Source organism: Ruegeria sp. BB10 (assembly GCF_056535725.1).
In genome coordinates, this window is the sequence record NZ_JBQFIW010000001.1 from 2,936,209 (window position 1) to 2,958,571 (window position 22,363).

20 protein-coding genes are annotated in these 22,363 nt (G+C 56.7%); 7 read left to right on the forward strand and 13 right to left on the reverse strand.

Going from position 1 to position 22,363, the window contains the following annotated elements:
* Window positions 1-2 precede the first annotated feature (2 nt).
* On the reverse strand, window positions 3-1,580 hold the full coding sequence (locus tag ACR3EP_RS15085) for a DUF5928 domain-containing protein (RefSeq protein WP_480638545.1): 1,578 nt from the start codon (window positions 1,578-1,580) through the stop codon (window positions 3-5).
* A gap of 140 nt (window positions 1,581-1,720) precedes the next feature.
* On the opposite strand from ACR3EP_RS15085, the gene ACR3EP_RS15090 reads away from it, so the two are divergent.
* Window positions 1,721-2,539, forward strand: a complete 819-nt coding sequence (locus tag ACR3EP_RS15090; RefSeq protein ID WP_480638546.1) for a sulfotransferase family protein — start codon at window positions 1,721-1,723, stop codon at window positions 2,537-2,539.
* 164 nt (window positions 2,540-2,703) lie between these two features.
* Here the strand turns inward: ACR3EP_RS15090 and ACR3EP_RS15095 are convergent, their stop codons facing one another.
* The gene (locus ACR3EP_RS15095) at window positions 2,704-3,156 is read right to left on the reverse strand and encodes an NUDIX hydrolase (protein WP_480638547.1); all 453 of its coding nucleotides are present in this window, start codon (window positions 3,154-3,156) and stop codon (window positions 2,704-2,706) included.
* Between the two features lie 92 nt (window positions 3,157-3,248).
* Window positions 3,249-5,081 (reverse strand): dihydroxy-acid dehydratase, encoded by a 1,833-nt coding sequence (ilvD, locus tag ACR3EP_RS15100; protein ID WP_170379356.1) that lies wholly within the window; start codon window positions 5,079-5,081, stop codon window positions 3,249-3,251.
* Between the two features lie 106 nt (window positions 5,082-5,187).
* Here ilvD and ACR3EP_RS15105 point away from each other — a divergent pair, with 106 nt between their 5' ends.
* From ACR3EP_RS15105 to ACR3EP_RS15120, 4 genes are all read left to right on the forward strand, one after another.
* Entirely contained in the window at window positions 5,188-5,751 is a 564-nt protein-coding gene (locus tag ACR3EP_RS15105) for a helix-turn-helix domain-containing protein (RefSeq protein ID WP_480639033.1), read from the forward strand.
* Between the two features lie 29 nt (window positions 5,752-5,780).
* Window positions 5,781-6,050 carry a CBU_0592 family membrane protein gene (locus ACR3EP_RS15110; RefSeq protein ID WP_170351845.1) on the forward strand — a complete coding sequence of 90 codons (270 nt, stop codon included), beginning with the start codon at window positions 5,781-5,783 and terminating at the stop codon, window positions 6,048-6,050.
* Between the two features lie 80 nt (window positions 6,051-6,130).
* A complete protein-coding gene (gene sseA, locus ACR3EP_RS15115) occupies window positions 6,131-6,985 on the forward strand; it encodes a 3-mercaptopyruvate sulfurtransferase (protein ID WP_170399356.1) in 855 nt (284 codons plus the stop codon).
* Window positions 6,985-8,169, forward strand: coding sequence for an amino acid aminotransferase (locus ACR3EP_RS15120; RefSeq protein ID WP_480638548.1), 1,185 nt, complete (start codon window positions 6,985-6,987; stop codon window positions 8,167-8,169). The genes sseA and ACR3EP_RS15120 overlap by 1 nt, the downstream gene beginning before the upstream one ends.
* A gap of 71 nt (window positions 8,170-8,240) precedes the next feature.
* Here the strand turns inward: ACR3EP_RS15120 and ACR3EP_RS15125 are convergent, their stop codons facing one another.
* Together ACR3EP_RS15125 and ACR3EP_RS15130 are read right to left on the reverse strand one after the other, a co-directional pair.
* On the reverse strand, window positions 8,241-9,569 hold the full coding sequence (locus tag ACR3EP_RS15125; protein WP_480638549.1) for an ammonium transporter: 1,329 nt from the start codon (window positions 9,567-9,569) through the stop codon (window positions 8,241-8,243).
* A gap of 34 nt (window positions 9,570-9,603) precedes the next feature.
* A complete protein-coding gene (locus ACR3EP_RS15130) occupies window positions 9,604-9,942 on the reverse strand; it encodes a P-II family nitrogen regulator (protein ID WP_170351849.1) in 339 nt (112 codons plus the stop codon).
* Window positions 9,943-10,201: 259 nt separating this feature from the next.
* Here ACR3EP_RS15130 and ACR3EP_RS15135 point away from each other — a divergent pair, with 259 nt between their 5' ends.
* Window positions 10,202-12,385, forward strand: a complete 2,184-nt coding sequence (locus ACR3EP_RS15135; RefSeq protein WP_480638550.1) for a transglycosylase domain-containing protein — start codon at window positions 10,202-10,204, stop codon at window positions 12,383-12,385.
* Window positions 12,386-12,588: 203 nt separating this feature from the next.
* Here ACR3EP_RS15135 and ACR3EP_RS15140 read toward each other — a convergent pair whose 3' ends face one another.
* The 5 genes from ACR3EP_RS15140 to leuB form a co-directional block, all read right to left on the reverse strand.
* Window positions 12,589-13,434: a hypothetical protein gene (locus tag ACR3EP_RS15140; RefSeq protein WP_480638551.1), complete on the reverse strand. Its 846-nt coding sequence runs from the start codon at window positions 13,432-13,434 to the stop codon at window positions 12,589-12,591.
* A 76-nt stretch (window positions 13,435-13,510) separates the two neighbouring features.
* Window positions 13,511-15,157 carry an arylsulfatase gene (locus ACR3EP_RS15145; protein ID WP_170362759.1) on the reverse strand — a complete coding sequence of 549 codons (1,647 nt, stop codon included), beginning with the start codon at window positions 15,155-15,157 and terminating at the stop codon, window positions 13,511-13,513.
* A gap of 1,198 nt (window positions 15,158-16,355) precedes the next feature.
* On the reverse strand, window positions 16,356-16,907 hold the full coding sequence (locus ACR3EP_RS15150) for a hypothetical protein (protein WP_480639048.1): 552 nt from the start codon (window positions 16,905-16,907) through the stop codon (window positions 16,356-16,358).
* Window positions 16,811-17,143: a transposase gene (locus tag ACR3EP_RS15155; RefSeq protein WP_480639034.1), complete on the reverse strand. Its 333-nt coding sequence runs from the start codon at window positions 17,141-17,143 to the stop codon at window positions 16,811-16,813. Before ACR3EP_RS15155 ends, ACR3EP_RS15150 begins: the two co-directional genes overlap by 97 nt.
* 495 nt (window positions 17,144-17,638) lie before the next feature.
* Complete coding sequence (gene leuB, locus ACR3EP_RS15160; RefSeq protein ID WP_170361851.1) at window positions 17,639-18,742, reverse strand: 3-isopropylmalate dehydrogenase; 1,104 nt, start codon at window positions 18,740-18,742, stop codon at window positions 17,639-17,641.
* 91 nt (window positions 18,743-18,833) lie between these two features.
* Here leuB and ACR3EP_RS15165 point away from each other — a divergent pair, with 91 nt between their 5' ends.
* Window positions 18,834-19,361 (forward strand): redoxin domain-containing protein, encoded by a 528-nt coding sequence (locus tag ACR3EP_RS15165; RefSeq protein ID WP_480638552.1) that lies wholly within the window; start codon window positions 18,834-18,836, stop codon window positions 19,359-19,361.
* On the opposite strand, the gene ACR3EP_RS15170 is transcribed toward ACR3EP_RS15165, so the two are convergent.
* Genes ACR3EP_RS15170 through ACR3EP_RS15180 form a run of 3 tightly spaced genes read right to left on the reverse strand, consistent with a single transcriptional unit; the run spans window position 19,358 to window position 22,128 of the window.
* Window positions 19,358-20,251, reverse strand: coding sequence for a LysR family transcriptional regulator (locus ACR3EP_RS15170; protein ID WP_170351853.1), 894 nt, complete (start codon window positions 20,249-20,251; stop codon window positions 19,358-19,360). The genes ACR3EP_RS15165 and ACR3EP_RS15170 overlap by 4 nt on opposite strands.
* Before the next feature lie 57 nt (window positions 20,252-20,308).
* A complete protein-coding gene (locus ACR3EP_RS15175) occupies window positions 20,309-21,352 on the reverse strand; it encodes an endonuclease/exonuclease/phosphatase family protein (RefSeq protein ID WP_480638553.1) in 1,044 nt (347 codons plus the stop codon).
* Entirely contained in the window at window positions 21,349-22,128 is a 780-nt protein-coding gene (locus ACR3EP_RS15180) for a hypothetical protein (protein WP_174818948.1), read from the reverse strand. Before ACR3EP_RS15180 ends, ACR3EP_RS15175 begins: the two co-directional genes overlap by 4 nt.
* Window positions 22,129-22,363: the final 235 nt, after the last annotated feature.

Consider the following 22,363-nt stretch of genomic DNA (forward strand, 5'->3'; position numbering starts at 1 on the left):
GATCAGTCTGCAAACAGATAATCCAGTCTCATCACGGCCTGCGCCTTGTCTTCTGGGACATTCAGAAATTCAGCCATTACCTCTTCGTTTTCAGCCCGCGTATTGGCCTCGCGGATACGCAAGTATCCTTCGAACCCCGCACCCCGGATCAACTCGGATTCATAGGTCAGCGAATTGCGCAAGGCCGGCACAAGGCGCGCCACGGTTTCCGATGGGCTGTTTTCTCCGGCCAGACCGACCCGCCGCGCATGGCCGATCAGGTAATCGTCAGAATAGTCGCATTCGATCTCAAGAACCCGGGTCCTGACCTGGTCCGAGCAGAAATCCTGAATGATATCCAGATTTGCCGGGTCCACACACAATACCAGCTTGTCGGTCTGGAAATGATCGAACAACATCCGCACGACCGCGCGCCGGTGGCGGGAGCGCTTGGTTAGCGTCGTCTCGATACCGCCAAGATTAGGCAGAAGGGTGTCTTCTTCATTGAACAGGTATTCGACACAAGGAATGTCAGTCTCGGACGTGATCTGATCGACCAGACGCTTAGCCACGTGCCATTTTTTGCACGCAATTAGATATAGTTCGCGTTCGGGACCCAGGGTATTCCCGGCCTCCCAAAAGCGCTGCCCAAAGCGGCGGCCAACGCGCCCGCGCCCGGTTAGAAACCCATAGAGGTTCCGCCCTTCATCCGAGATTTGGAACTCGACCCCTTCGCTGGCATAGAGCTGGCCCAGCCTCTCTTTCAACTCATGCGCCTCGGGGCTGATCTTGCGGGCAAACATGTAATCCTGCCCCAGCAGCATGTCGTAGTGATCGTTGTAAAAGGTCACCGGCATCCCGTAATCCGAGAACATTAGGAAAGTGGGGGTGCGGTTCTCAATCTCTTCCTTGGGGATCAGATGGCGGACAAGGGTCTGGAAAAACGTCTCATCCGGTATCCAGGTGGTCGAGAAAAATCGGACCACATCCGGGCGCTGTTGCAGGAGCTCAAGGATCATCTCGACCGTGCGGCGGCGCAGGCACCACCACTGACTGCCGATCATAACTTGGATGTCTGCGGGGATATCGCGCGTCAGGTCAAAGCGTTTTTGTAGGTTGTATGCGGCATAGAACCGCTTGCTCTGGGTGCGTTCGTTGAAGAAATGACGGTAAATTAGCCGGTCTTCCTTCATACCGGTTTTGATCCAGTTGCTGGCAAAGAAATCGTGGCTTTCCACAAAATCCTTGTCGTTTTCGTCCAGAAACCAATGGATGTACTCGGCGGTTTTGATCGCCATGCAATCGCCAGACAGCATGTAGAAATGGGTGACCCGTGGAAACGCATCCACCGCAGCCTGCACGGCATTCAGGGTCGCCTGCACCAAAGACCACTCGCCCCAGCCGCATTTGATGCGCTTGGCGGCAAAAGCCACATTTGGATTACCTTTCAACGCGCTGCGAATACGGTCATAGGCCACCGCGCTGGCGCGCGCGTCAAAATGGATGGCCATGCAGTCGCCTGCGGCTGTCAGTTGCTCGGCCTGCGCGATGATTGCGTCAGGGTCCTTGTGGCACAATAGAATATAGGCAATTTTTGCCATATTGCGTCTGTAACGTCCGTTTCTGCCTGTTTGCTCTCTGATACTGAGGATGAGCGATTGAATAAACAGAATATTTTTGGTTCTTTATGAGCCTAGGCGGGCGCGTGTGGTTATTTTGACCCGCTGAGGAGGCATTGCAGATGGGTTTTCCCGGTACATGGATGACCGAGAGTGAGAGTATGGTGTACCGTGTTGTGCCGAAATGTGCGTGCTCGACCATCGGGCAGATTATGTACTACTCGGACCACGGTCGGTTTTTCGACGGCGATATTCATGACGCCAAGGACGGTATGCACAAATGGGCCTTTGCCGACAGCCAGGCCCGGATTTCCGGCAATATTCGCAAACACGCCTCATACTCTTTTACCTGTGTGCGCAATCCGTACACCCGGATACTTAGCTCGTTCTTCGACAAGATTTGCGGTATTCAGCGCAATGGCAGCCGGTATCGGGGCAATCTGGTCCCGACGCTGATCTATAATTACGGAATCGAAGTGGGCGGCGATGATGGCAAGGGTGAGTTCGACCAGATCGCCAGTTTTCGCCGCTTTTTGCTGTTTGCGCGGGATACGATCCGCTGGCGCCGACCGATGGACCCGGACATTCACTGGTCGGCCGTGTCAGGGCATGTCTCGACTTTCATCGTAAATGGTGGACGCTACGACCGCATTTTCTGGACCGAGAAATTCAATGACGGAATGCAGGGGGTGCTGGACAATCTGGACACACCTCACGCGGTCAGCCTTTCAGATATTCCACGGTTCAACGAATCCGAAGGGCATGGCCCCAAACGTGCGCATCCGGTCGAGGATTATTTCGACGATCTGTCCATGCATTTGGTCTACGAAATCTACAAACAGGATTTCGAACTGTTCCGCTACGATTTTGAGAACCCTGCAAATAAGATGCCGATCGGTGAAATAGATATGGATGAGGTTCACGCCAAACTAGGCGATTGACCTGCCATAAGGCAGGCACTTCCGCCTGTCGTCAATGTCTCTGACGAGACGTCTCCTCTAGTTGGGCCCGGCGCTGCGCACAGCGCGGCGCCGGGCCCAAGGCCGAACGTAGAATCGGCGTAGCCGATGGTACGGGTCGGGCGCGGGAGGCCGTCTGAGATGGCTCAGGTAGCGATCAGTTCGCGTTTCAGACCGATAGGGTACAAATTTGGTCCGCTATCCGTATCGAGTTCACTGAGGTCGCGCCAACTGGCTCTGCACATGAGTCCGTTATCCTCGGCAAAGGTGATAGCATGTTTTGGTAGGGCAGATGGATTTGATAGAGCCACTTCTGTGGCGAAAATTATCTCGTGCCCCAGCTGGCCTTCGTGGCGATAAATGTTCTCCAAAACCAAAGGCGCGCCGGAAATCTGAATGTCAACGCCAAGCTCTTCGTGAAATTCGCGTTTCAGCGCGTCCTGCCAAGTTTCGCCGAACTCAACTGTACCGCCAAGCGGACGGACACCTTTCAGATTGCCACTGTCGTCATGGACGTCGGCGACCAAGAGACTGGGACCTCTCCATAGCAAGCCGATCGCCTTGACCCGAATGCCTTGATACGGACGCCAAATCGTCATCAGAGCTCCTTTTGATCAAGTTGGCATTCAAAAATGAAAAGGCCCCGCTGTGCAATACAGCGAGGCCTATAGTCTGCCTACCGCAACCCGGTTCAGACCTGACGCACGGCTCCTTTCGCCGCGCTGGTAGTCAGCTTGGCATAGGCCTTCAGTGCGGTCGACACCTTGCGCTTGCGCGGCTCGGCTGGAACCCAGCCCTTTTCGTCCTGCTCTTCGCGCCGTGCTGAAAGTTCCTCGTCAGACACAGCCAGATGGATGCTGCGGTTGGGGATGTCGATCTCGATCTTGTCGCCCGGGCGCACCAGTCCGATCTCACCGCCCTCGGCGGCTTCGGGTGAGACGTGGCCAATCGAAAGGCCCGATGTACCGCCCGAGAACCGACCATCAGTCAGCAGGGCGCAGGCTTTGCCCAGACCTTTGGATTTCAGATACGAGGTCGGATACAGCATTTCCTGCATCCCCGGACCGCCGCGCGGGCCTTCATAGCGGATCACCACGACGTCGCCCGCTTCGACTTTGCCGGTCAGAATGTCATTGACCGCCTGATCCTGACTTTCGCAGACATAGGCCGATCCGGTGAAGGTCAGGCTGGCGGGATCAACGCCTGCAGTTTTCACGATACAGCCGTCCCGAGCGATGTTGCCAAACAAAACCGCCAGACCGCCATCCTGGCTGAAGGCATGCTCTTTCGACCGGATTACACCGCCTTCGCGGTCGATATCCAGTTCCTTGTACCGGTTCGATTGGCTGAAGGCTTGGGTGGTGCGCACGCCCCCCGGGGCGGCCTTGAACAGCTCTTGCGCCTTGGGGTTGTTGGCGACCTTGATGTCCCAATTCGCGATTGCCTCACCCATCGTGGCGGAATGCACGGTGGCGCAATCTTCGTGCAGCAGCCCCGCTCGGCCAAGCTCACCCAAGATCGAGAAGATACCCCCGGCGCGGTGAACGTCTTCCATGTGTACGTTTTCAGTGTTTGGTGCCACCTTGCACAGGCAGGGGACTTTGCGGCTAAGGCGGTCCATGTCGGACATGGTGAAATGCACCTCGCCTTCATGCGCGATGGCCAGCAGGTGAAGAACCGTGTTGGTCGATCCGCCCATGGCAATGTCGAGGCTCATGGCGTTTTCAAACGCCTCAAAGGTTGCGATCTCGCGCGGCAGGAAGCCTTTTTCGTTCAGATCATAATGGCGTTTTGTGATCTCGACGATGCGGCGACCGGCTTCAAGAAACAGATCTTTTCGATCAGCGTGGGTGGCCAGGGTCGAACCATTGCCCGGCAGCGCCAGACCCAGCGCTTCGGCCAGGCAGTTCATCGAGTTGGCAGTGAACATGCCCGAGCATGACCCGCAGGTGGGGCAGGCATTTTCTTCGATATGCTGCACCTGTTCGTCAGTGTATTTGTCATCAGCGGCGGCAACCATCGCGTCGACGAGGTCGATCTTTTTGACGTCCAGATCAGCGATGTCGATTTTGCCCGCTTCCATCGGACCGCCCGAGACGAAGATGGCCGGGATGTTCAGGCGCATTGCGGCCATCAGCATGCCGGGGGTGATCTTATCGCAGTTCGAAATGCAGACCATCGCATCGGCGCAGTGAGCGTTGACCATATATTCGACCGAATCCGCGATCACTTCGCGCGAGGGCAGCGAATACAGCATTCCGTCATGGCCCATGGCGATGCCGTCATCCACCGCAATGGTGTTGAACTCCTTGGCGACGCCGCCTGCTGCCTCAACCTCACGCGCGACCATCTGGCCCAAGTCCTTCAGGTGAACGTGGCCGGGAACGAACTGGGTGAACGAGTTGACGATGGCGATGATCGGTTTGCCGAAATCGTCATCCTGCATACCGGTTGCGCGCCACAGGCCGCGGGCACCGGCCATGTTGCGGCCATGGGTGGAGGTTCTGGATCGGTACATTGGCATGATGCTGTTTCCCTTTTGCCCCGGTTGCGATATGCGGGATGTGTGCGTTATAGCGCACGTACCACATGTGCGCTATAACGCACAAGAGGATTCGAAAGACGATCAGATGGCACCGGACGATATTACACTGAAACTGCGGGATGTGCGGGCGGCCTCGGGGCTGAGCCTGTCGAAGGTGGCCGAGATGACCGGCGTCAGCAAAGCCATGCTGGGCCAGATCGAGCGTGGAGAATCCAGCCCGACCATCGCGACGCTGTGGAAGATTGCCAAAGGGTTTCAACTGCCCCTCAGTGCATTAATCGGCACGGCGGCACTGCGCGATACGACAATGCCTGACGTGTTTCGCACGGTGACCTTTCCAGGCAGCATCGAGGTTAAGATCGTCTTTCCCTTTGACCCCGCCCTGCGGGCCGAGACATTTCATGTGGAGCTTTCGCCGAACCAAAGCCACGAATCCGCCGCCCACGCGACTGGCGTGACGGAAGAGGTCTTTGTCCTGAACGGCGCGCTTGAGATTTTGCGTGATGGGGAGTGGGTGGCGCTTGAGGCGGGACAGGGCCTGCGATTTGCGGCGGACCTGCCGCATGGCTATCGCGCCAGTGATCAAGGGGCTGTTTTTTTGAACATGCACCATTATGCACAATTGGATGCGCTGCCCGCGATCGGCTGAACCTGACCCCACATAGTAAAAGGCAAGATATGGGCGCTTTTCTGGAAACTCTAACACTGGCGGACGCGATTGGCTCAATCGGTGCTTTGGTCGTGGTGGCTGCGTATTTTGCCACTCAGATGCGGATGATGAATTCGGACGATTTGGCATTCCCGGTGCTGAACCTCGCCGGGTCGATCCTGATCGTCTATTCGCTGCTTCAGAATTTCAATCTGGCGTCGATGTTGATCGAATCCTTCTGGATTCTGATCAGTATGATCGGGATCGTTCAGTTTTTCCGTCTCAGACGCGCGCGTTAGGCGGGCTAGGCCCCATCCAGTCTTGAACCCGAATGCGTGCGCGTATAGGGAAAACTCAAGCTCGCTTAGGGGAGGCTTTGATGCTGGACGATCCGAAAACACTCGTTTCCACCGAATGGCTTGCCGCCCATATCAAGGATCCTGATTTACGGATTCTGGACGGGTCGTGGTATCTGCCGCAACAGGGGCGGGATGCTAAGGCGGAATATGATGCCGCCCATATTCCCGGCGCGCGGTTCTTCGATATCGATGATATTTCCGATCAGCGTTCGGACTTGCCGCATATGGCACCACCGGTCGAAAAATTCATGTCGCGCTTGCGGGCGATGGGTGTGGGGGATGGACATCAGGTCGTGGTCTATGACGGTGCCGGGTTGATGTCTGCGGCGCGGGTCTGGTGGCTGTTTCGGCTGATGGGTCAGGAAAACATCGCTGTTTTAGATGGCGGCTTGCCGAAATGGCAGGCCGAGGGCCGAGAAATCGAAGACCTGCCGCCGATCATTCGGGATCGCCATATGACCGTACGAGTGCAAAACCATTTGGTACGGGATGTGACGCAGGTATCGGCCGCAGCCAAACTCGCCGATCATGAGATTATCGATGCCCGATCCGCCGCCCGCTTTGCCGGAACTGCGGCTGAGCCGCGCGAAGGTTTGCGGTCGGGGCATATTCCGGGGTCGCGCAACGTGCCTTTTGACCTGTTGCTGAACAAGAATGGTACGATGAAATCGCCCGACGATTGCCGCGCTGTGTTCGAAGCCGCAGGTGTGGACCTGTCAAAGCCCGCGATCACATCCTGCGGGTCGGGCGTGACCGCCGCCATCCTCAGCCTGGCGTTGGAACGCTTGGGCAAGAAAGATCATTCGCTTTATGACGGCTCCTGGGCTGAATGGGGTGCCTTCCCGACCCTGCCCGTCGCAACCGGAGAGAACTGATGTTCGAGAACCTCAAGCCGCAACCTGCCGACAAAATTCTGGCATTGGTGCAGATGTACCGCGAAGACCCGCGTGATCAAAAGATCGATTTGGGCGTTGGCGTCTACAAGAATGCCGAAGGCGTGACCCCGGTGATGCGCGCGGTGAAGGCCGCCGAAAAGCGCATTCTGGAAGAGCAGGAAAGCAAAGCCTATACCGGTCTGGCCGGTGATCCGGCCTATGCGGATGCGATGATTGGTTTGATTCTGGGCACGTCCGTGCCGCGCGGTAACATCGCTGCCGTGGCCACTCCGGGCGGCACCGGAGCCTGCCGCCAAGCGTTCGAATTGATCCGCATGGCCAACCCATCGGCGCGCGTTTTCGTGTCGAACCCGACATGGCCGAACCACCTGTCGATTCTGAACTATCTGGGAATGGAGATGGTCCCCTATCGCTATTTCGACGGCGATACCCGAGGCGTCGATTTCGATGGCATGATCGAGGATCTCAAGACGGCCAAGGCGGGTGACGTGGTGCTATTGCACGGCTGCTGCCACAACCCGACCGGCGCCAACCTGAACATGGTGCAGTGGCAAGAGGTCGTGAACCTGATCAACGAACGCGGTCTGGTTGCGATGATCGACATTGCGTATCAAGGCTTTGGCGATGGCCTTGAGGCGGACGCGCAGGCGGCCCGTCTTGTGGCCTCGTCGGTCAAGCGCTGCCTGATCGCGGCGTCGTGCTCGAAGAATTTCGGCATCTACCGCGAACGTACCGGCCTGTTGATGGCGATCAGTGACGATGCGGCGCAAACGGCTCTGAATCAGGCAACGCTGGCCTTCCTGAACCGCCAGAACTATTCCTTCCCGCCCGATCACGGTGCGCGCGTGGTGACCACCATCCTGAATGACGACGCCCTGCGCGCCGATTGGGCCACTGAGCTCGAAGATGTTCGTCTGTCCATGCTGGGTCTGCGTCAGCAGCTTTCGGATGAATTGCAACGACTCAGCGGCTCGGACCGCTTTGGTTTCATTGCTCAGCACCGCGGTATGTTCTCGCGCCTGGGTGCGGCTCCGGAACTGGTCGAGAAACTGCGCGACGATCACGGTATCTACATGGTCGGCGACAGCCGTCTGAACATCGCCGGTCTGAATGCAACGACGGTGCCAATTCTGGCCAAGGCGATTGTCGACGTCGGGGTTTGAAATCCCGCAGTTTTAAAAAATGAAAACCCGGACGCGAACGCCCGGGTTTTTTGTTTGAGAGTGGTTGACTCTTAGCCTTTTGAAAACTCGGGATACGCTTCCATACCCAGTTCCGCCATGTCGAGGCCGTTGATCTCGTCCTCTTCGCTGACGCGGATGCCGACGGTGGCTTTCAGGATCATCCACAGGATCAGGGCTCCGACAAAGGTGAAGACACCGTAGGCAATGATGCCGGTCAATTGTGTGATCAGCGTGGCCTCGCCGTAGAAGATGACGGCGATGGTGCCCCAGATACCGCAGAACAGGTGAACCGGGATGGCACCGACCACGTCGTCGATCTTGAACTTGTCCAGCATCGGAACCGCAAAGACCACGATGATACCGCCCACGGCACCGATCCAAAGTGCGCCGAACAGGGTCGGGGCCAAAGGTTCGGCGGTGATCGACACCAGACCGGCCAGTGCGCCGTTCAGCACCATGGTCAGGTCCGGCTTTTTATACAGAAGCTGGGTCATGATCAGCGCTGCGACGGCACCCGAAGCGGCAGCCATGTTGGTGTTGGCAAAGATGCGCGACACGTCCGAGACATCCCCCACGGTGCCCATCGCCAGCTGCGATCCGCCGTTGAAGCCGAACCAGCCCAGCCACAGGATGAATGTCCCCAAGGTTGCCAGCGCCAGGTTGGAGCCTGGGATCGGGATGACTTTGCCGTCTTTGCTGTACTTGCCGATGCGCGGGCCAAGGATGATGGCACCAGCCAGTGCTGCCCAGCCACCGACCGAATGCACCACGGTCGACCCGGCGAAGTCCGAGAATCCGGCTTCGGACAGCCAACCACCGCCCCACTGCCACGACCCGGTGATCGGGTACATGATGCCGGTCAGCACGACGACAAAGGCCAGGAAGGGCCACAGCTTGATGCGTTCCGCCACAGCGCCCGAGACGATCGATGCAGTCGCGGCCACAAAGACCAGCTGGAAGAAAAAATCCGAACCGACCGAGGCATAATCCAGCGCGGCCGCATCGGCACCCACGCCGACGGGATCAAGCTTGGTGGTCGAAAAGAACGGACCCAACCAACCGGTGATGGACCAGCCATCGCCCGGATACATCAGGTTGAAGCCGATCAGCCAATACATGATCGCGGCGATGGAAAACAGCGCCACGTTCTTTATCATCTGCATCGCCACGTTCTTGGAACGCACCAGGCCACCTTCCAGCATGGCAAAACCGGCAGCCATGAAAAACACCAGAAAGCCGCCCATCAGGAACAGCAGAGTGGTGAAGATATACTGGGTGTGCAGCGCGGCCTCGCCTTCGGCAGCTGCCTCTTGCGCCAGACCCATCTGCGGCAACGCGATGATCGCGGCGGCAGGGATGAGAGATTTCATCAGGTTCATAGTCAGTCCTCGAATATTTTTGGATAGAGAGCGCTTACAGCGCCTCTTCGTTCATTTCCCCGGTCCGCACGCGCAGGGCCTGCTCGACATCGAGGACAAAAATCTTGCCGTCGCCGATCTTGCCGGTTCGGGCGGTTTTGGTGATGGTTTCGACGATCTGGTCGGCCATCGTGGCAGGCACCACGATCTCCAGCTTGATTTTTGGTACGAAGTTCACGGCGTATTCGGCCCCGCGATAGATTTCCGTGTGGCCGGACTGAGAGCCAAAGCCCTTGATCTCGGTCACCATCATGCCTTGCAGGCCTGCGTCGGTCAGTGCCTCGCGCACCTCTTCAAGCTTGAACGGCTTGATTGTCGCAATAATCAGTTTCACGCTATTCCCCTCTGCTTCCCCGGTGGGTCCGGCTTGTTTGCACCTGCAGAAAAAGAGCGCGACTGATCGCGGGAAGGAACGGTTTAGGGGGGGCGACGCAGGGGGAATGCGCGCCGAAGTGCGCAATTTTTGCACAAAATTTGGCAAATGCGTAAAAAATGGGCAACTTAAAGAGGGCGATTGCCGGAAATTCAGACCTCTACTTCGTCGGCGTGGCAGGGTATTGTGCCTCAAAACGATAACCGGGCAGAGTTTGAGCATGACTGAGTTCAGGCGCCGAAAGGCACCGCTTGTCGCGGATAAAAGATACCCGTCGAAAGGGCGCAAGCCGACGACGACCAAGCGCACCGCGAAACCCGCGGGCAAGAAGGCGGCCGCGCGCAAAACGACGACGCGCAAGACCACGCGTAAGAAAGCGCGCCGGAAATCCGGTGGCGGTGGTGGGGGTATTTTCCGCCGTTTCTTCCGGTGGGTCTGGCGGTTGATCTGGGGCATAACCTGGCGCGTCGGCGCGGTGGTTGCGATGCTGTTGGCGCTGGCTGTTGGAGTTGTCTACACCACGCTGCCAGATGTGAATGAACTGCTGGACGGTCGGGCGCGGGGGTCGGTCACGCTGTTGGACCGCAACGGCAAGGTCTTTGCCTGGCGCGGGGATCAGTTCGGCGGGGTGATCACGGCGGGCACTGTTTCACCGCACCTCAAAAACGCTGTCGTCGCCACCGAGGATAAGCGGTTTTATCGCCATTTCGGCGTCAGCCCCCGAGGTGTGGCCAGTGCTGTGCGCATCAACCTGAGCGAGGGGCGCGGGCCGCTGTCAGGCCATGGCGGATCAACCATCACGCAGCAGACCGCCAAGCTGCTCTGCTTGGGCGTGCCGTATGTGCCCAGCGAATGGGAGTCCGAGGCTGCGTATGAATCCGATTGCCGTCAGGGGTCGCTGTGGCGCAAGGCCAAGGAAGCGGTCTATGCGATTGCGATGGAGGTCAAGTATTCCAAGGATGAGATTCTGACCATCTATCTCAACCGCGCGTTCCTTGGTGCCGGTGCCCGCGGGTTCGAGGCCGCAAGCCAGCGCTATTTCGGTATCTCTGCAGCCGAGGTGAACCCGGCGCAGGCGGCGATGCTGGCCGGTCTGCTGGTGGCCCCCACGCGTTATGCGCCCACGAACAACCTGCAACGCTCGCAGGATCGGGGGCGTCTGGTGCTGGGGCTGATGGAGGCGCAGGGCTATCTGACAACCGCGCAAGCCAGCAGTGCCCGCAGCAACCCCGCACAACTGTCCGAGGCCGCAGCAGCACGGGCCGGCGGGTATTTCGCCGATTGGGTCATTACCGAGCTGCCCAGTTACTTTGGGGCAGATACCACGGATGATGTGGTGATCAAGACGACCCTGGACCAGCGCTTGCAGAAATCGGCAGAAGAAGCGCTGAAATACATCTTTCAGGAGAAGGTCCGCGAAGGGTCCAAGGCGCAGGCCGCAATTGTGGTGATGTCGGCAGACGGCGCCGTACGCGCCATGGTCGGCGGGCGCCAGACGCGGGTCTCGGGTGCGTTCAACCGCGCCACGCAGGCATTGCGCCAGACCGGATCGTCCTTCAAGCCGTTTGTCTATGCCACGGCTTTGGAGCTGGGCTATTCACCGCTGGATACGGTTGTGGATGAGCCCTATTGCGTCAACATTCCAGGGTCCGGTCAGTGGTGTCCCAAGAACTATACCCACAAGTTCTATGGTCGGGTTACGCTGGCAGATGCACTGAAGAATTCGCTGAACATCCCGGCAGTGAAAGTGGCCGAAGTTGCCGGTCTGGACAATGTCCGCACGGTCGCCAGTGAGTTCGGCATCGACAGCGATCTGGCGCAGGGTCCGGCCTTGGCGCTGGGCGCATCGGAAAGCACGCTGATCGAGATGACCGGTGCCTATGCCGGTATCCTCAATGGCGGCTCGGCCGTGGAACCCTATGGCCTATCAGAGTTGAAGCTGCTGGAGGATGATACGCCGGTGATGGTGACCAGTTCGGGCATTGGTGAGCGGGTGATCAACGACAAGGCCGCCAAGCAGCTGACCTGGATGATGCAGCGTGTGGTGTCCGAGGGGACCGGCGCACGGGCGCAACTGCCGGGCTGGCAGGTGGCCGGTAAGACAGGCACGACGCAGGCGGCGCGGGATGCGTGGTTTATCGGATTTACAGCGGATTACGTGGCCGGTGTCTGGATGGGTTATGACGACAACACACCCCTGTCCGGAGTTACCGGGGGTGGGCTGCCCGCAGAGATCTGGAAAGAAACCATGCTACGCGTGACCGAAGGTATGACGCCCACGCCGCTGCCCATGTTGGCTCCGGATCCACCTAAACAGGTGGCACAGCCGCAGCGACAACGCCGCAGGCAGGGTGGGTTTGAAAATGCAATCAACAATCTGCTGAACAATATATTCGGCAACTGATGCACCAATAAAAAAGGCGGTGCGCGTGGCCAAGGCCCTATAGGTAAATGTTGAAAGAGGCTGAGATTTCAGCCTCTTTTTCTTTGCTCCGATTGAGACGATGGAAAATTGACACCAACTAACTTGCATTGGATTTTGGTGCAGCGAAAGACCTCACAACGCGAGAGCGGCCGACATGGAGGTAGTTGGAAAAGGCATTACCTTCAAAATTGAGTATTGAAGCCAGCAAAGATCTGCCATTTTGCCTGCCCTGGCCCTTTGCTCGCAACTGAGTACTGCGGTTCGACAAAGAAGTTGTAGGTGATGTCCTTCTTTTTGAACACTTGCCCGATACCCAAGCCGATTGGCACATTATAGCTGTCCGATTCAAAATCGTAGGTCATTATTGGCGCTGACCTTAGGTATGTCCCTCCACCGAGTTGGTAGAACAGAAAAGGTTGAAAAGCTCCGATATTTACATCCTTTGCATCACTGTCTCCGGCAAAACTGGCTTGCCAAGTCAGAAGGTAACCGTATTGGAATATCGGTGACGACGCATTGAACAATACGTTCGCGATACCGGCTGACCATTTTTTAGATCCAGACCCATCCGTCGAACCTGTTGGCGCGGTTAATTGAGGACCAACACCAAAGCTAACAGCCGGATTTCCAATATCTATAAGGTAAGCGGCAAAAACGTTGAGGTCACCAACGCCCGTCGTTTTCCCACTTTGTGCCGGGAATGAATTTAAAGGCAAAGAGGCCCTTAGAACCCAATTTGTGTTCCCCAAGCTCAAAGGTTGCGCATACCTGAGCCAAAACTGATTGCCAGTTTGGTCCGTTCCGGAAATATCGCCAATATAATAGTTCTGAACGTTGACCGCTTTGAAATTTGCCAGCGGATTATTCGCCTGAGCTGCTGCTGACGCCGCGTCGCTCTCCTGTGCAACCACAGGATTGCCTGTTGCCGTAGATACTCCCAGAAAGACGAAAAGGCTAAAGAAGAACCTGGCAAGGAAATTCCGGGTCGAAGTTACATTTGTACCTGAAGCCTTCAGATTGGTCTGCACCTTGCTACTCCTTGCCCCACTCGACTGTGTCATCGAAGTGTCGAGGCGCCGCATAACGACGCCTCAACCATTTGCATCAATTCCCGGTTGGAAGGCTTAGCGAGAACCCGTCTTTTTCCAGCTGGTCTCGCACAGTCTTGAACCGGTGATACTCGGTTAGAGTAATCGGACCAGAATATGACTCGCTCTGAACTGGACGCGGCGGATACTCAATGTAGGTTTTTACCACACGTTCAAGTTCGCCCATCAGCGTCGGAACTGTCCAAGTGTTCTCACGCCCGGTTGTCATGAAGATGTCATACCGCTCCATGGGATCTTCCCACAGGTTGAACACCTGCGGAACGGTGGCAACGTACTTTTCAGCACCGCGCCAACCCAATTCGGCTGCCGGGGCTTCAGAACCGGCCCGTGCACCGTTGTCGCCACGCATGTTGAAGACAGCTTTCCATTCGTTAACGCGCACCGCGCCCGGCGAAAGTTCATTTTCTGTAAAATATGCCCAGGAGTTGCGCTGCGGATCAGCCTCTCCAAACAGGACTGGAGCCATATCGATGCTGTCAAAGATCGTCGGTTGACCTTCCCGGTCTTCGGTCGGCAACGGCACTCCTGCAAGGCTCGCAAAGGTGGCCATCAAGTCAGTACCACCGGTAATGTCGCTCGACTTCGAATCCGGCGCAATTTTACCTGTCCATTTGGCGAAGAACGGTACGCGGTACGCTCCTTCCCGGTCGGTTCCCTTAGTTCCGCGAAACGGTGTCATGCCGGCATCAGGATGAACATCCTGCCACGCGCCATTATCAACAGTGTAAATGATCAGGGTATTTTCCCCAATTCCAAGATCTTCCACCTTGTCAAGGATTTGACCAGTGTGGAAATCAAGCTCGACCACCTTGTCGCCGTACTTGTTCTTTACCGCCGACTTACCCACGAAATCAGGCGACGGCAGGTTAGGCTGGTGGTTTGCAGCCCAGTTGATCGACATGAAGAACGGCTTGTCCAGACCAGCAAGACGCTCCAGTTCCGCCACTGCCTTTTCTGCACCAACCTTGTCCAACGCAGCTAGATCTGCGGTTGTCATGTCTTCAATGGTCAGCACTTCCTTGGCAGGTTCACCAGCTACACCTTCAAATACGCCAGTGGTGTTCTCTTTATAAAATGCCCTCTGATCGTCGGACATCTGCACATTCCAGTCGTCCAGAGCATAAGTATACGCGTTCAGGTGATAGAGGAATGTATTCTCCATCTTGTCATAGCCATGGGCAATTGGCATGGCGTAATCCGCTTCACCGAGATGCCACTTACCCATGAAGTAAGTGTTGTAGTCAGCCTGTTTCAAAACAGACGCAATCGTCCATTCTGCCGCCGGCAGTCCACCACCTTGACCCTGAAAGGCGACCGTCGTCATGCCTGAACGGTTCGGGTAACGCCCAGTCTGCATTGCTGCACGCCCCGGCGTGCAAGAGGATTGAGCGTAGAAGTCCGTGAACATCATCCCCTGCTTGGCCATTTGATCAAGGTTGGGGGTGTCCATGCCACGCGCTGCGCCACCATGATAGGCACCAAGGTCCCAATAACCAGTATCGTCAGAAACGATCAGAATGATGTTGGGTTTGCTCCCGTAGGTCGATAGCGATGTCGGATCAAAATCCTGAGCCGTCGCGGAGATCGCAAAAGTACAAAAGAAAGCAGCCAAGGACGAGGCAACTTGGTGAGGTTTGATCATGTTTGTCTCCTTCTCGGGAAAAGCATCAAAGTTAAGAAATCGCGCTCTGTTAACGGTCTATATACCGTGCAGGACACAACACGCCTTGGGCTATTCCGAATAGCTTCCTATTCTTGTGGGTAGGTCAGACTTTAGAAGCGCCGTTTAATCACCCTAAAAAAACTAGACGATGCTTCGACTGCCTTTAGATGTTCCTAATGGTCGTTTTCGGGAACTTCTTGCGTCGTTTTAAAGTCCAAACCAACGATCCACTTATTTGATCGATCTAGCCCATGAATAGGGCTTGTTTTTCCCGCAAATGAGTTTGACCGCCTCATATTCACCGAAGGTTGTCAGTGGAAAGCGGCTGAGAACCGACAACTCAAATTACAATATTTCGATTCTAGAATTTGTCAAAATTTTCTCTTGTACGAACCCAGAAAAGACTTCGTCAAACGTGGAGGAGAAAGAACTGGGCCGACTACTACAGAAAGCGGAGAGATATTGGTACGAGAATTTTCGACCGCTCAAATGCTAAAGTAAACAGCGGCTTTGCGCTTGCCGAGTTCAGAAGCTGAAGAGATCCCGATCATACACAAAGCCCTTTGCAATACCGAGCTTCATAGCTGGGCTCTTGTGTTCTTTACCATGAGGTCGGTGTAGTTATGGGAAAACCTCAAGATGTCCACCAGCTTCATAACCATGACCGGATTGTAGTACTGCTTGTAGTACCACAGACTTTGCGGCTCGACGTTGCCAAGCCACGCTCAAATCCCATGACCTTAGTTCGTGCCCGAGCGTGATACATGTCCACCGGATGCGTTCCCGCCCGAACCGCGAACTGGGCCATCTGGACAAAGTCTAATCGTGTTGGGTCAGTGCGGAAAATCACCCGCTTATGCGGCTCATTGATGAAGTGGAACGGATAGTGAATGCCGGCCGCTTCAGACTGACCGGTATGATCCATTAGGAGCTCCCTGATATCGGAGGGTGCCATTTTGCCAAAGGAGGCTTCCAAAGGTACTCCTTGGCGCCGTCCTGTGATCTGGAGACAGCTTGATCACCATCTCCAGGCAAGAACCCTGCCTGACGCATCAAATGCTCCACACGCTCTAATTCCCTGTTACCTTCAGCCACAAACCCCATGCGCCGCGGATGGCTTTCATTCTTTGACATGGTGACGTCTGCAATCCGCACCACGCTCTTCTGCACTTCATTTTTAACACAGCCAAAAGGCTGAAGAGACACCGGTATCGCGGTCGACTGAAAAGTTCAGCAGTCGATACTTCTTACCGATCTTCTTCCTTAGCAGCATGATATGCGCAAACTCGGCCGCGTCTTGTCGAACCCTCGCAGCCTTTTCAAGGAGCCTGATATCGTCATCAAGCTTTCTTGGATTTTTGTTGCGGTGCCACCTGCTTGATTTTGGGTTGGTCGCCTCGTGTCGTTTGCGAATGAACTCGATGTATTCACTGGCAAACCAAATCCGAGCGTTCTCTCGCATAGAACGAGGCTTGTCTTTGTCACCGACAATGTCCATCGCCTTTTCGACGGCAAGCGGGTGAATGTCGGGATCAACATCTGTTGTAGACGCGATGACATACTTGCTATCACTGTGGACGGTGCACTTGTGGCGCACTTCTACAAGTTTACGAATACCTTTGTCGGGCCAGTTCACCTGAAGGATTTGTGTGTCCGTGGCGAAGTGAGGACTATTTCCTTCAAATACTTCGGGCAGTCGCTTCTCCGATCTGCTGCAAAGGCTTGGCATTGCTCGTGGATGAAGTCGATCTTCGAATAGACTTCCGGGAGTGATGTATCGAGGTATCGTGAGATAGCTGAAAGCGTCACGCCATTAACCAGCAATCTAAAGACTTTTCCATTTAGATCGCTACGCTTTTGTCGCCTCGTCGAGCGACCAATCGAAAAGGTCTTCTTACACGCTCTGCACTGATATCTTGGATCTCCTTTGGCCGTCTTACCGAACTTTCGATACCTGCTGAGCATAAGCTCAACGGTCGCTCCATGGTTGATACATGCAACACTCGGACAACTCTCACGTTTTGTTCTTCTATTCAGGTTGGAGAGCCTTGCGTATTCTTCCGCCAATGCCTTGTTGGATTTGAGGATGCTAGACCGTCCGCAACTTGGGCAACCATAAGTGCGCTAATCTCCAGACCCGGAGACCTTGCCCCGCGCCAAGTTCGAACCGGGAGTACCTGGTCGGCCGCGCCCATCTCGTGGGTCAGGTAATACGCCGTAAAGGTCACAAAGTGGATTGCGGCAAAAATTGACTGAGAAACCTCCAGGCAGGCGAGGAATCCGAGTTCTCATTTTGTTCGCAGATTTTTGCGAAGCCTTCTTGGGTTCCAGAACGTCACAAGCTCTTATTTCTAAACGAAAACGACCAGCAGCCTAACTGCTGGTCGATAGCTCGTCAACATTTACCTATAGTGGCTTGGCGCGTGGCACCGCCTTTTATTTGTCTGATGTGAAAGCGGATCAGAGGCTGCTGTCCAGCGCCGCCAGAATCGCGTCACCCATTTCGGTGGTCGAGACTGGTTGAACGCCCTCATCGGCCAGCAAGTCACCGGTGCGGACACCGTCTGCCAGAACCTTCTCGATCGCGGCCTCCAGTCGATCCGCCTCTTCGCCCTGATCAAAGCTATAGCGCAGTGCCATGGCGAAGCTGAGGATACAGGCGATCGGGTTGGCTTTGCCCTGACCCGTGATATCGGGGGCCGAGCCGTGGACCGGTTCGTACATCGCCTTGGGGCGGCCATTGGCCATCGGTGCCCCCAAGGACGCCGACGGCAGCATGCCAAGCGAGCCGGTCAGCATCGCGGCACAATCCGACAGGATATCGCCGAACAGGTTGTCGGTCAGGATCACGTCAAATTGTTTGGGTGCGCGCACCAGCTGCATCGCGCCGTTGTCGGCATACATGTGCGACAGCTCGACCTCGGGGTATTCCTTGGCCACACGGTCCACGACCTCGCGCCACAGGATGCCCGATTCCATCACGTTGGCCTTCTCCATCGAGCAGACCTTTTTGTTCCGGCGCATCGCCAGTTCAAAGGCCGAGCGCGCGGCGCGTTCGATTTCGGATTCGGTATAGCGCTGGGTGTTGATGCCAACGCGCTCATTGCCTTCTTCGAAGATTCCGCGGGGTTCGCCGAAATAGACGCCCGAGGTCAGCTCGCGCACGATCATGATATCAAGACCGGCGACGATGTCTTTTTTCAGCGACGAGAAATCGGCCAGCGCGTCAAAGCACTGTGCAGGGCGCAGGTTAGAATACAGGTCCATTTCCTTGCGCAGACGCAGCAACCCGCGTTCGGGCTTGAGGCTGAAATCCAGATCGTCGTATTTCGGACCACCAACAGCACCCAGCAGAACGGCGTCAACTTCCTGCGCCTTGGCCATGGTCTCGTCCGACAGTGGCTTGCCGTGCGCGTCATAGGCCGCACCGCCCACCAGATCCTCGCTCACGTCAAAGTGAAGGCCGCGCTTTTCGCCGAACCAATCGATTACTCTGCGCACTTCGGCCATGACTTCGGGGCCAATTCCGTCTCCGGGCAGGATGAGGAGCGAGGGGTTGGACATGAAGGATCTCCTTGCGTTTCGTCGCAAAGGCCCTAGCGTCTGCGCCGCATCGGGTCAATGAGACGATCCGGCCAATTCACGAGGAAAACACATGTTGATACCGGGAAACCCCGTTCCTGAGCTGAAAATTGAAACCATAAGCCATGGACGTTTCGATTTGGATACGGGCAAGGGCGAAAATGGCACGTTGGTGATTCAGTATCGCGGCCTGCACTGTCCGATCTGTATCAAGCAGATGGCCGAGGTCGAAGCGGCGTTGGATGAATTTGCCGAGCTTGGTATCGAAGTGATCATGATCACCACAGACACGGCCGAGCGCGCCGCGGAAACGGCCGAGAAAGCCGGTGTTTCGCGGCTGCGTGTGGGGCACAGCCTGCCAATGGCTGCGGCGCGGGATGATTGGGGGCTGAGCATCTCAACCGCGCGCGAAGGCAGCGCCGAACCTGACCTGTTCGCCGAACCAGGTCATTTCTTCATCGCCCCGAATCGAATGCTTTATTATGCGTGGCAACAGACCACGCCCTTTGCCCGACCTGCCATGTCCGACATTGTTGGCGGTCTGAAATTCACTCTGGGCAACAACTACCCGCCGCGCGGCACCTATACCGGCGCGCTTTAAAGGCTGGCCTTCAACCCGTCCGCCAGCAAATCCCAGACCCTGCGAATGCGCGGGGTCTGACGCATGGCCTGCGGTGCGGCCAGCCAGACTGGCAATGTCTGAACATCAACATCCAGCGGTATTATTTCGACATCCGGATCAGCCTTTGCCACTTCGATCTGGGTAAAGCCGATTCCGCATCCCGCACGGACCAGTTGCCAATAGGCGCTTTGCAGGTCACAGCGAGTGGCGAAGCTGTCCCTGCTGGCGGGCCACCCTCGCGCGCGCATCTTAGTGATGATCTGTTCATTGGCGTCAAAGCCTACCAGATCGTGGTCGAACAGTTCTTCGGGGCGTGTTGGCCGCCCGGCGCGATCCAGATAAGTGCGGGCCGCGCAAAAACACAGATGCACATCCCCAAGATAGCGCGAGATCAGGTCCATCTGTTCCGGGCGATACATGCGCACGGCAATGTCGGCCTCGCGATACAGCAGGTTTTCGATGGTATCCGTTGCCACCAGTTCCAACTGAATGGCAGGTTCCTGGGCCCGGATCTGTGCCAGAATCGGCGGCAGCAAGTGATGCGACGCGAAGACCGAAGCGGTGATGCGCACCGTCCCCTCCAGTTGCTGTGCCTGACCCGCCGCCGTCAGGCTGAATGACGTCATCGCCGAATGCATCTGTTGCGCCATCGGCAGCAGTTGCGCGCCAACATCGCTGAGCTTCAGGCCGCGGGCATGCCGGTCGAACAAGGACACGCCCAGCTCATCCTCAAGCGCGTGTATTTGGCGGCCCAGCGTAGGTTGGCTTCGGTCCAGCTGTCGCGCTGCTGCCGAAAGCGAGCCGGTCTGAGCCACGGCCAGAAAGCTTTGGATCAAAGACCAGTCGGCATGAGTAAGAGATTTGTCCATTCAGAAATGAATACACGTTCCGATCCTGGCGGCAATAACAGAAGTGAAATGAATGGATCAGTGCGAAAGCTGCTTGGGCGCAGCAATGTCGACCCAGACCAACCGGTGTCTGCTGGCCTGTTCGGCGGCGATGCGCAGAGGCGTGCCCGGTTTGGGCCAGAACACCCCCGCTGCGGTAACTTGCAGGTCGGCCGAGGGCAGCACGTAATCCACCCGCATTTCACCCACCGCCTTCCAGACTACAGTAGTCTGGGACTCCAATGGTTGATCTGTGTGTGGGTCCTGCAAGCGCGGATCGGCCAGCAGCGCCTGTATTGCCTCTTTCCGCCCATCGCCGCGTGTCGGGTCCAGGTTGGCATCTCCGGCGATCACGAAGGGGCCTTGGGGCCTATGCCCCAATTCTCCGTCCAGAACTGCGGACCAAAGGCGGATTTCGTCGCGGTTGCGTAACCCGTTGCGATCCTCGAGGCCGTCAAACACTGGTGGGGCCGCGTGAAATGTCATCAGATCCAGCGAACCAATGGGTGTGTCCACAGGTACTATCCAATGGGCCACAGCGGACAGGCGCTGAATGCGCTGGGCCTGTTCCGATGGGAAGGGGCCGTCTTCCGTCACTGGCAATTGCGCGCCCGGTAGGTCGCGCCACAGCAGATCCGTAAACTGCTGCACAGTGTCGGTGCGGATAGGGTGCCGTGACAGCACCGCAAGCCCACCCTGACCGGTGAAAAGACCCCAGCCCTGCGCGTCTGCCGGACCATGGGTGCGCCCGTCTCCGTTCAGGTCCAAAGCGGTCTCAAGCCCCGCATTGGGCTGGGCGGCGAAGTGATGGGGATAGTCCAGTCCAGCGGTCCGCAACAGATCGGCCAAAGCAGTCAAAGCCTGCCCGTCCATATCCCAGTCGATGCCTTGCAAGCTGACGATATCTGGTCGGGCGGCGACCAGAACGTCGACCACCGCCTGTACCTGTGGATCGCCGCGCCGGATATCGCGCAGCAACAGACCCGGCCCGTCGCGGTTCAGCTCGGTGTTGAAGGTGGCAATGCGCAGCGTTTCTGCCTGTGCCATAACCGGCAACAGCAACAGAAGAAGAATGCGGATCATGCGGCCTGTGTGGACTCAGCCGTGGAATAGGCGCGGCGCTTTTCAACGATCAGATTGGCGATGCGCAATGTCGCCATGCCGCGCATGATCATCGAGGCGGGCAGGAAGGCCCAGGCGCTCATGGTCCAGATCATGGTCTGAGGATTGCTCAGCGAGATCGGGTTGGCATAGTCAGTCAGCAATTTGATCAGCGCTGGAATCAGGAATGGCAGTAGCACCCCGATCGAGATATTCAGGCGCCCGTCCCGTTGCAGGCGGGTGACGACGTCCCCGCCCTTGGTCGGGTCAAACAGAGGCAGGTTGGTCCAGACGTTGAACGCACCGTTGCCGGTAGGCCAGCCGCGCATCTTCACCGCATAGGCAAAGCTGGCAATGGTCACTAGCGCGGCAACATAAGCAACACTGGCCGAGATACGCACCAATTCGATCAGCGGCGCGTTGGCATCGGCGGGCAGCACCAGCACAACCAGCCGAACCGGCGAATAGGGGAAATCGACAACATTGGCGATGCCCAGCCCCAACGCATAGAAAAGCCCGGTCAGATCGCTGGGCGCATAGGCGTTTTTGCAGATCAGCGTCAGGAAAGTGATCATCGACATCAACCCGACAAAACGCAGGCGGTTCACAGGTGGTGCGTCGCGGAATTCGATAAAGCTGGGAAAGGCCGAGTTATATTCAGCAAACGTCAGAAAGAATGCGAGAATGGCGAGAAAGACGACAATCTCGGTGCCATTCGTTGACGATACGGGCAAGTACAACGCGGGGGTTAGCACCATCAGTGCAACCATTATTCCCCGAATTGCCGCCCCAGTTGTGCGCGCAATCACTATCCGAACCCTTTCCAAACCGGAGTAGCCGATTCTGTGCCGACTTACGTTCCAACTTGTGCCCGCCGCATTTTTTATGACGGATGCCTCTGTCACGCCAACTTTGACGATAAGCGACATTTCGCTCAAGCCAGGGTGCAGAAAACACGTAGTTTCGGGCAAAATGATGGCGCAACTGGTGCGG

What these genes read in the sequence shown, in the direction of transcription:
- ACR3EP_RS15090 (WP_480638546.1), top strand. Translation starts at nt 1,721, where the DNA reads ATGGGTTTTCCCGGTACATGGATGACCGAGAGTGAGAGTATGGTGTAC.
- leuB (WP_170361851.1), bottom strand. Translation starts at nt 18,742, where the DNA reads ATGTCCAACCCCTCGCTCCTCATCCTGCCCGGAGACGGAATTGGCCCC.
- ACR3EP_RS15155 (WP_480639034.1), bottom strand. Translation starts at nt 17,143, where the DNA reads ATGCTCAGCAGGTATCGAAAGTTCGGTAAGACGGCCAAAGGAGATCCA.
- ACR3EP_RS15095 (WP_480638547.1), bottom strand. Translation starts at nt 3,156, where the DNA reads ATGACGATTTGGCGTCCGTATCAAGGCATTCGGGTCAAGGCGATCGGC.
- ACR3EP_RS15145 (WP_170362759.1), bottom strand. Translation starts at nt 15,157, where the DNA reads ATGATCAAACCTCACCAAGTTGCCTCGTCCTTGGCTGCTTTCTTTTGT.
- ACR3EP_RS15175 (WP_480638553.1), bottom strand. Translation starts at nt 21,352, where the DNA reads ATGATCCGCATTCTTCTTCTGTTGCTGTTGCCGGTTATGGCACAGGCA.
- ACR3EP_RS15085 (WP_480638545.1), bottom strand. Translation starts at nt 1,580, where the DNA reads ATGGCAAAAATTGCCTATATTCTATTGTGCCACAAGGACCCTGACGCA.
- ACR3EP_RS15180 (WP_174818948.1), bottom strand. Translation starts at nt 22,128, where the DNA reads ATGGTGCTAACCCCCGCGTTGTACTTGCCCGTATCGTCAACGAATGGC.
- ACR3EP_RS15105 (WP_480639033.1), top strand. Translation starts at nt 5,188, where the DNA reads ATGGCACCGGACGATATTACACTGAAACTGCGGGATGTGCGGGCGGCC.
- ACR3EP_RS15120 (WP_480638548.1), top strand. Translation starts at nt 6,985, where the DNA reads ATGTTCGAGAACCTCAAGCCGCAACCTGCCGACAAAATTCTGGCATTG.
- ACR3EP_RS15165 (WP_480638552.1), top strand. Translation starts at nt 18,834, where the DNA reads ATGTTGATACCGGGAAACCCCGTTCCTGAGCTGAAAATTGAAACCATA.
- ACR3EP_RS15150 (WP_480639048.1), bottom strand. Translation starts at nt 16,907, where the DNA reads ATGCCAAGCCTTTGCAGCAGATCGGAGAAGCGACTGCCCGAAGTATTT.
- ACR3EP_RS15125 (WP_480638549.1), bottom strand. Translation starts at nt 9,569, where the DNA reads ATGAACCTGATGAAATCTCTCATCCCTGCCGCCGCGATCATCGCGTTG.
- ilvD (WP_170379356.1), bottom strand. Translation starts at nt 5,081, where the DNA reads ATGCCAATGTACCGATCCAGAACCTCCACCCATGGCCGCAACATGGCC.
- ACR3EP_RS15135 (WP_480638550.1), top strand. Translation starts at nt 10,202, where the DNA reads ATGACTGAGTTCAGGCGCCGAAAGGCACCGCTTGTCGCGGATAAAAGA.
- ACR3EP_RS15110 (WP_170351845.1), top strand. Translation starts at nt 5,781, where the DNA reads ATGGGCGCTTTTCTGGAAACTCTAACACTGGCGGACGCGATTGGCTCA.
- ACR3EP_RS15170 (WP_170351853.1), bottom strand. Translation starts at nt 20,251, where the DNA reads ATGGACAAATCTCTTACTCATGCCGACTGGTCTTTGATCCAAAGCTTT.
- sseA (WP_170399356.1), top strand. Translation starts at nt 6,131, where the DNA reads ATGCTGGACGATCCGAAAACACTCGTTTCCACCGAATGGCTTGCCGCC.